Here is a 12547-nt window from a genome sequence, read left to right as displayed (position 1 = left end):
GGTACCCGGCCCGCGCTTTGACGCGGCCGGCCCGAAAAATTACAGGTTCTTCAGCGTACCCTTGGGCAGCAGCGCACCCACGGCGTTCTTCTGCACGGTGATCACCACCGGGCCGTCCTTGCCTTCGGCCACTTCGAGGCTCAGGTAGTTTTCACCCACCTTGGCAATGCGGCCGGTGATACCGCCCTGGGTCACCACTTCGTCGCCCTTGGCCAGTTCGCTGACCATTTTCTGCTGTTCCTTGGCCTTCTTCATCTGCGGCCGGATCATGACGAACCAGAGCACGATGAACATCAAAAGAATGGGCAGCATGCCCATCAGGCCACCCAACGGATCGGCAGCAGCGGCGCCGGCCGCCTGCGCGTAAGCATTTGAAATCAGCACTATGAATCTCCAGGAATGTCTGAAATGAAGCCGCGAATTATACCTGCTCGCCGGCCCGTCCCCGCTTGAAGCCGAGACGGAAGCCGGCGAAGTCGCCCTGCTCGATGGCGAGGCGCATTTCCGCCATCAGGGTTTGGTAATAGTAAAGATTGTGGATGGTATTGAGCCGCGCGCCGAGTATCTCGCCGACGCGATGCAGATGATGCAGATAGGCGCGCGTGAAATTGCGGCAGGTATAGCAGCCGCAGGCCTCGTCCAGCGGCCGGGTATCGTTCTTGTGGCTGGCGTTCTTGATCTTGACGTCGCCCCAGCGCGTGAATAGCCAGCCGTTGCGCGCATTGCGCGTCGGCATCACGCAATCGAACATGTCGATGCCCTGCCCCACGGCATACACCAGGTCTTCCGGCGTGCCGACGCCCATCAGGTAGCGCGGCTTGTCGGCCGGCAGGCGCGGCGCGGTGTGGGCCAGGATGCGCGCCATTTCCTCCTTGGGTTCGCCGACCGAGAGGCCGCCGATGGCAAAACCGTCGAAGCCGATGTCGACCAGCGCCGCCAGCGATTCGTCGCGCAGGCTTTCGTGCATGCCGCCCTGGACGATGCCGAACAGGGCATTGCTGTTCTCCAGCCGGTCATGTTCGTCGCGCGAGCGCCGCGCCCAGCGCAGCGAGAGCCGCATCGATTGCGCCGCCGTGGACAGGTCCGCCGGATAGGGCGTGCATTCGTCGAAAATCATCACCACGTCGGAGTTCAGCACATGCTGGATGCGCATCGACTCCTCCGGCGTCAGGAACAGCCGGTCGCCATTGATCGGCGAAGCGAACCTGACGCCTTCCTCGCTGATCTTGCGCAGCTCGCCCAGCGAGAACACCTGAAAGCCGCCCGAGTCGGTCAGGATAGGACCGTTCCAGCCCATGAAGCGGTGCAGGCCGCCGTGCGCCGCAACCACCTCCAGTCCTGGCCGCAGCCAGAGATGGAAGGTGTTGCCGAGCACGATGGAGGCGCCGATATCGACCAGCTCGTCCGGCGACATCGCCTTGACCGTGCCATAGGTGCCGACCGGCATGAAAGTCGGTGTCGGCGCCGCACCATGCGTCAGCGTCAGCGTTCCGCGTCGCGCCGCGCCGTCGCTGGCAAGCAGCTCAAAGTTCATTGTTCCCGCCTTCGATGCAGCAACATGGCGTCGCCATAACTGAAAAAGCGATAGCGCGCCGCAATCGCATGCCGATAGGCGGAGCGGATTTCCTCCATGCCCGAAAACGCCGCAACCAGCATCAGCAAGGTGGACTTGGGCAAGTGGAAATTGGTGATCAGCATGTCCGCCATCTTGAATTCAAAGCCGGGAGTGACGAACAGCGCCGTCTCGCCAGCGCCAACTTTCAAAAAACACGCCGGGCCGTCCCCAGTGTTTTTTGGCCCCCCGGGGGGAGAATCGAGCGCAGCGGGATTTTCGGGGGGGGCTTTCGATCCCCCGTCCAACGCCGCGGATTCCAGGGTGCGCAAGGAGGTGGTGCCGACAGCCACGACGCGGCCGCCGCCGGCGCGGGTCGCTGCAATCGCCTCCGCCGTGGCCGGCGGCAAGACATAGCGCTCGGTATGCATGCGGTGTTCAGTCAGCTTGCCGGCGCGCACCGGCTGAAAGGTTCCGGCGCCCACGTGCAAGGTGACATAGGCGATGCCGACTCCCCGCTCGCGCAGCTGCGCCAGCATGTCCTGGTCGAAGTGCAGGCCGGCGGTAGGCGCCGCCACCGAACCCCTCTCGCGCGCATACACGGTCTGGTAGCGCAACTCGTCGGGGGCTTCGACCTGGCGTTCTATATAGGGCGGCAAGGGCAGCCGGCCATGACGCTCGATCAATTCGGCGGCATCGTCGGCAAAGCGCAGGCGATAGAACTCACCTTCGCGCCCCAGCACCTCGACATCGAGTTCACCTTCGAGCCGCAGCCTGCTGCCGGCTTGCGGCGATTTGCTCGCCCGCACTTGGGCCAGCACGGTGTTGTGATCGAGCAGACGTTCGACCAGGACTTCGACCTGTCCTCCGCTGTCTTTTCGTCCCAGCAAGCGCGCATGCAAGACCCGGCTATCGTTCATCACCAGCAGGTCGCCGGCGCGCAGCCATTGCGGCAGATCGACAAAGCGGCTATCGCTGCGACGGTCGCCATCGACGACCAGCAGACGGCTTGCCGAACGCTGCGCCAGGGGAGCCTGGGCAATCAGTTCCGGCGGCAGCGCGTAATCGAAATCGGCGAGTGTGAAAGGCATCGGGAAGCGGAGAAGGGCTTGCAGCTTTGGCCGGCCTTGCGTCGGCCGGCGCGCATGGTAGCAGAGCGGCCGCTCTTTAGGCCTCGGGCGCCGCAGTATCCGCGGCGTCGACGATCAATTCGTCACGTCCAGGTCGCCATGGCGCCTGAACGCCGCCAGGTCCACCAGGATCAACTGTCCGCCGCGTTCCATGATCAGGCCCTGAGCCATGAGATCGCGCATCACCCGACTGACCATCTCGCGCGAAGCGCCGATCATCTTGGCAATATCCTGTTTGCTCAACTTGTGCGTCACCACCTTGCGCCCGTCGATGGTCTCTGCCGCCTCGAGCAGCAGGCGTGCAACGCGTCCATAGACATCCAGCAGCGCCAGGCTCTCGATGTTGCGGTCGGCCAGACGCAGGCGCTTGGTCAGGTTGCGCATGATGAACAGGGAAACATCGGGGTTTTCCACCAGGCATTGCTTGAAATCCGCCTTGCCCATCACCACGACTTCACTTTGTTCGACGGCCAGCACAGTGGCCGAACGCGGATGGTCGTCGAGCACTCCCATTTCGCCGAACAACTCGCCCGGTCCGAGCATCGACAGAATGACTTCGCGGCCTTCCTCGTCGCTGACCTGAACCTTCAAGGAGCCCGAAAGCACGAAGTAGATGTTGTCGGTATGGTCGCCGGCGTGCAGGGCGACGGTATTTCGCGGAATCTGGCGCAGCATGGCGACACGGGTCAACGGCTTCAGGCATTCGTCATCGAGCATCTCGAAGATCGGCAACGCCCGCAGGACGGTCATTGAAACTCCAGCATTCCGCGCAATCACTACATCCCCTCCGTGAAAACCACTACATCGCACCGGGAGCCAAGTGTAATCGGAATATCGCCGATTTTTCTGCCGGCGTCCGTCTTGCCGGCCCGACTCGGTTTGCCAGACAAGTATTGTTGGTGCCGGGGGGGGAAGTCGAATCCCCATGCCTTGCGGCGGCGGTGTTTGAGACCGCTACGTCTACCGATTCCGTCACCCCGGCCCGGGATGTCGCGGTACTGGATATGCAGCACGCGAGGCGCGCATTATCCGACAAACCCGGGCGTCCCACAATCCACCTCAAGACGAAAAGTCGCGCATCGAAGCGTCGCACCGCTTGTGCCCCTGGCGATCGGGATGCCGGCCGCGGCGCGGCAACTCATGATTTGCAATGCGCCTATAATTATTTAATGGTGCAGAGCAACAATAATAATCCGCCGGGCAGCATGAAGCCTCGCCTCGCCGCCGTTTCCGTCGCGGCCATGGGCGTGGTCTACGGCGACATCGGCACCAGCCCGCTGTACACCATGAAGGAAGTATTCAACGGCCCCCATGCCGTCGCGGTATCGCCGGACAACCTGCTGGGCATTCTGTCGCTGATTTTCTGGGCACTGACCATCACGGTGTCGCTCAAGTATGTGATGTTCATCACCCGCGCCGACAACCGTGGCGAAGGCGGCATCATGGCGCTGACATCGCTCGCCCTGCGCACCCGTGGCGCCGGACCGCAGATGATGTGGCTGTTGTCGGGACTGGGCATCTTCGGCGCCGGCCTGTTCTACGGCGACGCGGTGATCACGCCGGCGATGTCGGTGCTGTCCGCCGTCGAAGGCCTGGAAGTCGCCACCCCGATGTTCAAACCCTATATCGTCCCGATCACCATATTGGTGCTCTGCGGCCTGTTCCTGTTTCAACCGCGCGGCACGGCCAGCGTCGGCGCCCTGTTCGGACCCGTGATGCTGTTCTGGTTCGGCACGCTCGGCGTGCTGGGCATCTGGAACATCCTCAAGCACCCCGCCGTCATCGCTGCCATCAACCCCTGGTATGCACTGCACTTCTTCCTCGAAAACCGCTCCCACGCCTATCTCGCCCTGGGCGCGGTGGTGCTGGCGATCACCGGCGGCGAAGCGCTGTATGCCGATATGGGACATTTCGGCCGGCGCTCGATCAAGTGGGCGTGGCTGGGATATGTATTTCCCTGCCTTTACCTGAACTATCTCGGCCAGGGTGCGCTGATCCTCGACAATCCGGCGGCCGTGAAGAATCCCTTCTTCATGCTGGTACCCGACGAACTGCTGTATCCAATGGTCGGCCTGGCGACCGCCGCCACCGTCATCGCTTCGCAAGCCGTGATCTCCGGGGCGTTTTCGCTGACCAGCCAGGCCATGCAGTTGGGCTATTGCCCGCGGCTCCAGGTCAAGTTCACCTCGGAGCGCGAAAAAGGTCAGATCTACATCTCCAACATCAACTGGCTGCTGCTGCTGGCCGTGATCATTCTGGTGCTCGGCTTCAAGTCCTCGTCGAACCTGGCCTCGGCCTATGGCATCGCCGTGACCCTGACCATGATGATCGACACCCTGCTGGCGTTTGTCGTGGTGCGCGCCCTGTGGAACTGGAACTGGCTGCAGGCCGGATTGTTCCTGATCCTGTTCATCGTGGTCGACTTCGCGTTTTTCTCGGCCAATCTGATCAAGGTATTCGACGGCGGCTGGTTCCCCCTGGTGCTCGGCCTCGGCATATTCACGCTGTTCGCCACCTGGAGGCGTGGTCGCGCCCTGCTCTACGAGAAGCTACAGCTGGATTCGATGCCGCTCGATGTCTTTCTCGCCAGCCTTAGATACGGCGGGCCGCATCGCGTCGCCGGCACCGGCATATTCATGACTACCCGCCCCGACGGCGTGCCGCGCGCCATGCTGCACAACATGCTGCACAACAAGGTGCTGCACGAGCGGGTCATCCTGCTCAATGTCAATATGCAGGACATCCCCCATGTCGACGCCAGCGAACGGATTCTGGTCGAAGCGCTGAGCGATGGCTTCTACCGCATCGTCCTGAATTACGGCTTCAAGGACGATCCCAACGTCCCGCTGGCGCTCGAACTATGCGGCAGTCACGGCATGGCTCCGGTCGAGATGATGGAAAGCTCGTTTTTCCTCGGTCATGAAACCATCGTCCCCAATCGTGTGCCGGCCATGACCTTGTGGCGGCAAATACTTTTCATGTGGATGTTCCGCAATGCGGGTACGGCGACCGATTACTTCAAGCTGCCGACCAATCGCGTCGTCGAACTTGGAACCCAGGTTGAGCTCTGACAAACCGGCGCATCTGGTGCATCGCAGCAGACTAGCTGACGATTGCGGAGGCTGTTTTATTCCATTGTTTGAGCGATTAGCCAAATTAGTTTATTTCGATTTACCTTGCGCAATTAGTATGCAAAACTGGCTCTCTCGGCAATCCAATAAGGCACTTAATTTTCTATACATAAGGTGCTAGGTTTGCCCAGGAAATAGCCAGACATCTGACGATACGGAGGAGTACAAAACAATGGAAATGAACGTCACACGGAGGACCGTGCTGCGCGGCGCAGGAAGCTTGGGGGCGCTTTCTGCATTGATCATGGCCGGCGTTCTGAAGCCGACCGCGGCCTACGCCGCGGAATGGAACAAGGCCGCCTTTGAGGCCAAGGACACGGCCGGCGCGCTCAAGGGCCTGGGCGCAGCGACAACTGCCGACAGCAAGGATCTGATGCTGAAGGTACCTGACATTGCGGAAAACGGCGCCGTGGTGCCCGTGGACGTGGTCAGCAAGATTCCGAACACCAGTTCGATCGCGATCCTGGTCGAAAAGAATCCGCAACCGCTTTGCGCTGAGTTCGACTTTGCCAACGGCGCTGTGGCGGAAGTCTCGGCACGCCTGAAAATGGGCCAGACCTCCCTGGTCAAGGCGATAGCCAAGGCAGACGGCAAGTTCTATACGGCTCAAAAAGAAGTCAAGGTCACGGTCGGCGGCTGCGGCGGCTGATCCAACCCAACGGATATAAGGAAGACACCATGGCAGATCCGATGAAAATTCGCGCCCAGATGAAAGGCGACGTCGCAGAAATTCGCATCCTGATGGGGCACGCGATGGAAACCGGCCAGCGCAAGGATGCCGCAGGCAAGCCCATTCCCGCCCACTTCATACAGTCGATGACGGTCGATGTGGGCGGCAAGCGTGTCGTCGACGGACAGATCGGCACCTCCGTGTCGCGCAACCCCGTCTTCGGCTTCAAGGTCAAGGGCGCCAAGGCGGGCGACAAGGTTGTCGTCAGCTGGGTGGACAACAAGGGCGACAAACGAACCGACGAAGCCGCAGTAGCCTGACCGTCTCATCCATGTGCGGCGCCGGGGACATGCTCCGGCGGCGCGCAGGGACATAACACAAACCGCGGCGGGACATACCCGCCCGAGCCCTTAATTGGACAGGAGGAGAACATGAAACAGAACCTCATTGGCGCGCTCTGCGCCGTGGCGGTCATGGGAGGCGCGTTCGCCCAGACCCCGAAGAAGCCGGCAGCGAAGCCCGCAGCCAAAATGGCGCCAGCGGTCGAGGAAAAGGATGCCGCGACCCTGGAGTTCGAGAAGTTCCGCGCCGAGATGGAGGAAAGCAACCCGGCCGAGCTGTTCGAAATGAAGGGGCAGGAGCAGTGGAAGACCAAGCGCGGCCCGAAGAATGTCTCGCTGGCCGAAAGCTGCGACCTCGGCCAGGGCATCGGCAAGGTCGAAGGCGCCTACGTCAAGATGCCGCGCTACTTTGCCGACGCCGATGCCGTGATGGATGCCGAACGCCGCATCGTCTGGTGCATGGTCGAAAAGCAGGGCTTCAAGTTCGACGACATCGCCGCCAAGCCGTTTGCGAACGCCAATTTCACGCCCGACATCACCAACCTGGTCACCTATGTCGCCGGCCATTCGCGCAACATGAGGATTGCCGTGCCGCTGAAGGATCCCAAGGTGCGCGCTGCCTATGAAACCGGCAAGGCGATGGCCGCCTACCGTGCCGGCCCCTACGATTTCTCCTGCAATACCTGCCATGGCTCGGACGGCAAGCGCATCCGCATGCAGAACTTGCCCAACCTCACCACCGCCGCCGGCGCCATGAAGGGCGTGCAGGGCTGGCCGGGCTATCGCATGACGGGCGGCGTAATGCTGACCCATCAATGGCGCATGGGCGACTGCTTCCGCCAGCAACGCTTTCCCGAGCCGAAATACGCCTCGGACGCGATCGCGTATCTGCTGACTTACATGATTGGCAACGCCAACGGCCAGGTCTACAAAGGCCCGGGCATCAAGCGCTAAGAGGGAGACAGACATGACCAAGAAGATTATCCTGGCCGCAAGCATGGCCGCCACCCTGATGATTGCCCTGCCCGCCGTCGCCGATGGCGACTATCGCGCCAAGGCCATCGCAACCTTCAACAAGGATTTCCAGGCGCGAGGCCAGGCATCCATCGACCGGCTGGCCGAAGATGGCCTGCAGATGATCTGCAACCGCACCAGCAACAAACCGCCCGAATACATCGCGAAACGGATGGAAGCCGACCAACTGGCCGACGTCAAGTATCCGGCCGACGGCAAGCTGATGGGCGACTGGAAGGCCGGCGAAAAGACGGCCCAAAGCGGCAAGGGATTCACCTGGAAGGACAAGCCCGGTCTGCCGGTAGGCGGCAATTGCTACAACTGTCACCAGATCAGCCCGAACGAAACCTCGTTCGGCACGATCGGCCCAACGCTGTATCAGTTCGGCAAACTGCGCGGCAACACGCCGGATATTCAGAAGTACGTCTATTCCAAGATCTACAACGCCAAGTCCCACAACCTGTGTTCCGAAATGCCGCGCTTCGGGCGTGTCGGTGCACTGGGCGAAAAGCAGATCAAGGATCTGGTCGCCTTGTTGCTCGACCCCGCATCGCCGGTCAACAAGTAAGCGCGCCGCCCCCGAAAAACCTGGCCTCGGCCAGGCTTTTCATGTCCGCGGCACCCTGCCGCGGACGGTCTCCCCTGGTGGGATCAGCCTCCGCTGCAAGCGAGTACGGTATCCCCCGGTGGGATCAGCCTTAGGAACCTGTCATGTCTTCGATGAATCGCCGTGAATTCCTGCAAATCCTGGCCGCCGCTTCCGCCGCCGGGTTTGCTCTCGATGCCCGCTCGGTCTGGGCTGCCGGCAAGGGCGACAGCCTCTACGACCTGAAGAAATTCGGCAATGTCCATCTGCTGCATTTCACCGATTGCCACGCCCAGCTGATGCCGATTCATTTCCGCGAACCGAGCGTAAACCTGGGCATCGGCGGCGCGCAGGGCAAGGCGCCCCATTTGGTCGGCGAACACCTGCTCAAGGCCTTCGGCATCAAGCCCGGCGGCATCGAAGCCCACGCCTTCACCTACCTGGACTTCGAGAAGGCGGCCAGGACCTACGGCAAGATCGGCGGCTTCGCGCATCTGGCAACGCTGGTCAAGCGATTGCGTGCAGGCCGTCCTGGTGCGCTGCTGCTGGATGGCGGCGACACCTGGCAGGGTTCGGCCACGGCCTTATGGAGCAAGGGCCAGGACATGGTCGATGCCTGCAAGCTGCTCGGCGTGGACATCATGGCCGGGCACTGGGAATTCACGCTGGGCGACAAGCGGGTACTGGAAATCGTCGAAAAGGATTTCAAGAACAAGATCGATTTCGTCGCGCAGAACATCAAGACCAGCGACTTCGGCGACAAGGTCTTCGAGCCTTACAGCCTGCGCGAAATGAATGGTGTCAAAGTGGCCGTGATCGGCCAGGCCTTCCCCTACACGCCGATCGCCAATCCGCGCTGGATGGTGCCGGACTGGACCTTCGGCATCCAGGACGACAACATGCAGAAGACGGTCGACGAAGCACGCGCCAAGGGTGCCCAGGTCGTCGTCGTGCTGTCACACAATGGCATGGACGTCGACCTCAAGATGGCCAGCCGCGTCACCGGCATCGACGCGATACTCGGCGGTCATACCCACGATGGCGTACCGCAGCCAGTGATCGTCAAGAACAGCAACGGCCAGACCCTGGTGACCAACGCCGGCTCGAACAGCAAGTTCCTCGGCGTGCTGGATTTCGACGTCAGGAACGGCAGGATTTCCGACTTCCGCTACAAGCTGCTGCCGATATTCTCCAACCTGCTGCCGGCGGACGCCGAGATGGCGGCGCTGATCGACAAGGCGCGCGCGCCACACAAGTCCAAGCTGGAAGAAAAGCTCGCCGTCTCCGAAGGCCTGCTCTACCGGCGCGGCAACTTCAACGGCAGTTGGGACCAGCTGATTCTCGATGCCATCATGGAAGTCCAGGGCGCCGATATCGGCTTCTCGCCCGGCTTCCGCTGGGGCACCACGATCCTGCCCGGTCAGGCGATCACCTTCGAGCACCTGATGGACCAGACCGCGATCACCTATCCGCACGCGACACTGACCGAGATGAGCGGCGAGCAGATCAAGACCATCCTCGAAGACGTCGGCGACAACCTGTTCAATCCCGACCCCTATTACCAGCAGGGCGGCGACATGGTACGCGTCGGTGGCCTGCAATACACCTGCACGCCGAACGCCGCAATGGGCAAGCGCATCACCGACATGCGCCTGCACGGCAAGCCCGTCGAGGCCGACCGGAAATACAAGGTTGCCGGCTGGGCGCCGGTGGCCGAAGGCGCCAAGGGCGAGCCGGTGTGGGACGTCGTGGCGCGCTATCTGCGCGACAAGAAAACCATCACGCCGCGCAAACTCAACCAGCCCAAACTATTGGGCATGAAAGGCAATGCCGGATTCGTCGGCTGATGAACTCGTCACGACAAGGCACTGCGCCGAGCGGCGCAGTGCCTTGCCGGTGCGGCGCTCAACTCAGGGCTTGATGTAGGCGAAGCCGCCCCTGGCCTGCAGCTTGCCGATCTCGGCAACGCCCGAGGGCACGAACTTCGATTCGGGAATGAATTGCTTGCGGTCCAGCTTGCGGCTCTTGAGGGTGATTTCGCAGACGTCGAAGGTCACGCCGCGCTCGGTCAGCGTCTCGACCGGAATGTTGTAGGGATTGCCGTTCTTGTCGCGGGCTCCTTCCATCAGGAAATCCACCCCGAGGGCATGCGTGACGACGACGATCTGCGCCTGCGGATTGACGTCGAGATGGTTGCCGATATTGCGCAGCGCCGCGGTGGCCGATGACGAATCGTTGATGTGATAGACCACCTTGTCCGGGTGCACGCTGGACGTCATGTCCGTCGCACATGCGCCGAGGAGCAAAGCGCTCACGGCCAGGATGCATGCCAGTCTGCTGGGTTTTTTCATGGTTTCTCCTCGGTTAGCGAGCCGTGCCGGCCCCGTTTTATTTAAGTCTAAAACACTACTCGCATCGAATACCGATTACAAGTCCGCGCCCTGCCAATCCTATGCCGTACGCGAGGCCGGCCAAGGCGGCAACCGGGCTCGGCCGCCAACGGTAACATTTGCTTGCAAGGCGGCTTGCAGTGCGTCTGCCGGCGTCGGCTAGAATCGCCGGATGAAAAAGCGATCACTCATCATTCTTCTGCTCGCCCTTGCCGTCGTCGGCGGTGGAACTTATGCGGCCTGGCGCAGCTACGGCTCGCCCGCCGATGCGCCCCGGTTCAAGCTGGCGAAAGCCGAGTCCGGCCCGCTCACGGCGGCCGTCTCCGCCACCGGCACCTTGAACCCGGTGGTCTCGGTGCAGGTCGGATCGCAGGTCTCGGGGCAGATCAAGGAAATCCTGGTCGACTTCAACTCGCCGGTAAAGTCCGGCCAGTTGATCGCTCGCCTGGACCCGGAGACCTACGAGCACCGTGTGCGCCAGGCCCAGGCCGACGTCGATGCGGCCCGCGCCGGCCAGGGCGTACAGCAGGCGGAAGTGTCCCGCGCCCGCGCCAATCTGTCCAACGCCCAGCGCGACTACGAGCGCAAGAAGACCCTGGTGGAAAAGAACTTCATCTCCCCGGCCGAGCGCGACACGGCGCAGAACACCCTGGATGCGGCGCGCGCCTCCCTGGCCTCGGCCGAGGCCCAGGTGAAGAACGGCGAAGCCGTGGTGCGCCAGCGCGAAGCCCAGTTGGCGGCGGCGCGCGTCGATCTGGAACGCACCTCGATCAAGGCGCCGGTGGACGGCATCGTGGTCAAGCGCAGCATCGAACCGGGGCAGACCGTGGCCGCCAGCCTGCAGGCGCCGGAACTCTTCGTCATCGCCAAAAACCTGACCGACATGCAGGTGGAAACCTCGATCGACGAGGCCGACGTGGGCCGCGTGCGCCTCGGGCAGAAGGCCAGCTTTACCGTAGACGCTTTCGCCGGCCGGCATTTCGAGGGCGAGGTGCGGCAGGTGCGCAAGGCGGCGACGGTGGTCTCCAACGTCGTCACCTATACCGTGGTCATCTCGGCGGCAAATCCAGATCTCACCTTGCTGCCGGGGATGACCGCCAATGTGCGCATCGTCACAGCGCAGAAGGATCAGGCGCTCAAGGTGCCCAATGCGGCGCTGCGCTACCGCCCCAGCGGTGCCGCGGATGAGAAAAAGTCGACCGGCGCGACGGCAAGCGCCGTATCGCCAGCGGCAACTCCTGCGGCAGCGGCTTCGAGCAGCGGCGGCACGGGCAGCGGCGGGCTTGCCCAGTTGCGCGACAGACTCGTTGCCGATCTCAAGCTCGATGCCGATCAGCGGTCCAAGGTCGATGCGATCTTCGACGGCATGCGCGACAAATTCAGGGCCGCGCGCGAGCTGCCCGAAGCGGAGAAGAATAAGGCGCAGGAACGCAACCGCGCCGAGATCCGCGAGAAGATCGCGGCCATCCTCAGCCCCGAACAGAAGCAGCGCTATGCCGAAACGGCCGGCGAGGCCCAGTCCGCGCGCGCCGGCGGCGGTGGCGGCAGCGGCCGCATCTGGATAGTCGGCGCGGACGGCAAGGCCAAGCCTGTCGAGGTGCGCCTCGGCCTTACCGACGGCAGCATGACCGAGATCGTTTCCGGCGACATCCGGGTCGGCCAGGAAGTCATCGCCGGCCAGCAGGCCGCGGCGAAGGCGTCCGGCATGCCCGGCCCGCGCCTGTTCTAGGATT

At 62.5% G+C, this 12547-nt stretch carries 12 protein-coding genes and 1 tRNA gene; 7 read left to right on the top strand and 6 right to left on the bottom strand.

Annotation, left to right across the window (positions count from 1 at the left end; all coding sequences use genetic code 11):
- Window positions 1–39: 39 nt before the first annotated feature.
- From yajC to RMO95_RS09795, 5 genes are all read right to left on the bottom strand, one after another.
- Window positions 40–384 (bottom strand): preprotein translocase subunit YajC, encoded by a 345-nt coding sequence (yajC, locus tag RMO95_RS09815; RefSeq protein ID WP_310450441.1) that lies wholly within the window; start codon window positions 382–384, stop codon window positions 40–42.
- Between the two features lie 37 nt (window positions 385–421).
- Window positions 422–1534, bottom strand: a complete 1113-nt coding sequence (gene tgt / locus RMO95_RS09810; protein WP_310450440.1) for a tRNA guanosine(34) transglycosylase Tgt — start codon at window positions 1532–1534, stop codon at window positions 422–424.
- Complete coding sequence (gene queA / locus RMO95_RS09805; protein WP_310450439.1) at window positions 1531–2643, bottom strand: tRNA preQ1(34) S-adenosylmethionine ribosyltransferase-isomerase QueA; 1113 nt, start codon at window positions 2641–2643, stop codon at window positions 1531–1533. The genes tgt and queA overlap by 4 nt, the downstream gene beginning before the upstream one ends.
- A 114-nt stretch (window positions 2644–2757) precedes the next feature.
- Window positions 2758–3432 (bottom strand): Crp/Fnr family transcriptional regulator, encoded by a 675-nt coding sequence (locus tag RMO95_RS09800; protein WP_310450438.1) that lies wholly within the window; start codon window positions 3430–3432, stop codon window positions 2758–2760.
- Between the two features lie 147 nt (window positions 3433–3579).
- Window positions 3580–3664, bottom strand: a tRNA-Leu gene (locus RMO95_RS09795).
- Window positions 3665–3887: 223 nt separating this feature from the next.
- Between RMO95_RS09795 and RMO95_RS09790 the strand changes: the two genes are divergently transcribed.
- From RMO95_RS09790 to soxB, 6 genes are all read left to right on the top strand, one after another.
- On the top strand, window positions 3888–5753 hold the full coding sequence (locus RMO95_RS09790) for a potassium transporter Kup (protein ID WP_310450437.1): 1866 nt from the start codon (window positions 3888–3890) through the stop codon (window positions 5751–5753).
- A 238-nt stretch (window positions 5754–5991) separates the two neighbouring features.
- Window positions 5992–6462: a thiosulfate oxidation carrier protein SoxY gene (gene soxY, locus RMO95_RS09785; RefSeq protein ID WP_310450436.1), complete on the top strand. Its 471-nt coding sequence runs from the start codon at window positions 5992–5994 to the stop codon at window positions 6460–6462.
- A 29-nt stretch (window positions 6463–6491) separates the two neighbouring features.
- Entirely contained in the window at window positions 6492–6803 is a 312-nt protein-coding gene (gene soxZ, locus RMO95_RS09780; RefSeq protein ID WP_310450435.1) for a thiosulfate oxidation carrier complex protein SoxZ, read from the top strand.
- Window positions 6804–6914: 111 nt separating this feature from the next.
- Window positions 6915–7778, top strand: a complete 864-nt coding sequence (gene soxA, locus RMO95_RS09775) for a sulfur oxidation c-type cytochrome SoxA (protein ID WP_310450434.1) — start codon at window positions 6915–6917, stop codon at window positions 7776–7778.
- Window positions 7779–7791: 13 nt separating this feature from the next.
- A complete protein-coding gene (gene soxX, locus RMO95_RS09770; protein WP_310450433.1) occupies window positions 7792–8406 on the top strand; it encodes a sulfur oxidation c-type cytochrome SoxX in 615 nt (204 codons plus the stop codon).
- 143 nt (window positions 8407–8549) lie between these two features.
- On the top strand, window positions 8550–10271 hold the full coding sequence (soxB, locus tag RMO95_RS09765) for a thiosulfohydrolase SoxB (protein ID WP_310450432.1): 1722 nt from the start codon (window positions 8550–8552) through the stop codon (window positions 10269–10271).
- Between the two features lie 63 nt (window positions 10272–10334).
- Here the strand turns inward: soxB and RMO95_RS09760 are convergent, their stop codons facing one another.
- A complete protein-coding gene (locus RMO95_RS09760; protein ID WP_310450431.1) occupies window positions 10335–10775 on the bottom strand; it encodes a DsrE family protein in 441 nt (146 codons plus the stop codon).
- 211 nt (window positions 10776–10986) lie between these two features.
- On the opposite strand from RMO95_RS09760, the gene RMO95_RS09755 reads away from it, so the two are divergent.
- Window positions 10987–12543, top strand: coding sequence for an efflux RND transporter periplasmic adaptor subunit (locus RMO95_RS09755; RefSeq protein WP_310450430.1), 1557 nt, complete (start codon window positions 10987–10989; stop codon window positions 12541–12543).
- Window positions 12544–12547 lie beyond the last annotated feature (4 nt).

It is taken from the genome of Sulfuritalea sp., assembly GCF_031426875.1.
Lineage (GTDB): Bacteria > Pseudomonadota > Gammaproteobacteria > Burkholderiales > Rhodocyclaceae > Sulfuritalea.
This window is presented reverse-complemented; position numbering and strand designations above follow the sequence as displayed.

Coding starts and splice junctions, on each gene's coding strand:
- tgt (WP_310450440.1), bottom strand. CDS start 1,534: ATGAACTTTGAGCTGCTTGCCAGCGACGGCGCGGCGCGACGCGGAACG.
- soxZ (WP_310450435.1), top strand. CDS start 6,492: ATGGCAGATCCGATGAAAATTCGCGCCCAGATGAAAGGCGACGTCGCA.
- RMO95_RS09755 (WP_310450430.1), top strand. CDS start 10,987: ATGAAAAAGCGATCACTCATCATTCTTCTGCTCGCCCTTGCCGTCGTC.
- RMO95_RS09790 (WP_310450437.1), top strand. CDS start 3,888: ATGAAGCCTCGCCTCGCCGCCGTTTCCGTCGCGGCCATGGGCGTGGTC.
- soxX (WP_310450433.1), top strand. CDS start 7,792: ATGACCAAGAAGATTATCCTGGCCGCAAGCATGGCCGCCACCCTGATG.
- queA (WP_310450439.1), bottom strand. CDS start 2,643: ATGCCTTTCACACTCGCCGATTTCGATTACGCGCTGCCGCCGGAACTG.
- soxY (WP_310450436.1), top strand. CDS start 5,992: ATGAACGTCACACGGAGGACCGTGCTGCGCGGCGCAGGAAGCTTGGGG.
- soxB (WP_310450432.1), top strand. CDS start 8,550: ATGTCTTCGATGAATCGCCGTGAATTCCTGCAAATCCTGGCCGCCGCT.
- soxA (WP_310450434.1), top strand. CDS start 6,915: ATGAAACAGAACCTCATTGGCGCGCTCTGCGCCGTGGCGGTCATGGGA.
- RMO95_RS09800 (WP_310450438.1), bottom strand. CDS start 3,432: ATGACCGTCCTGCGGGCGTTGCCGATCTTCGAGATGCTCGATGACGAA.
- RMO95_RS09760 (WP_310450431.1), bottom strand. CDS start 10,775: ATGAAAAAACCCAGCAGACTGGCATGCATCCTGGCCGTGAGCGCTTTG.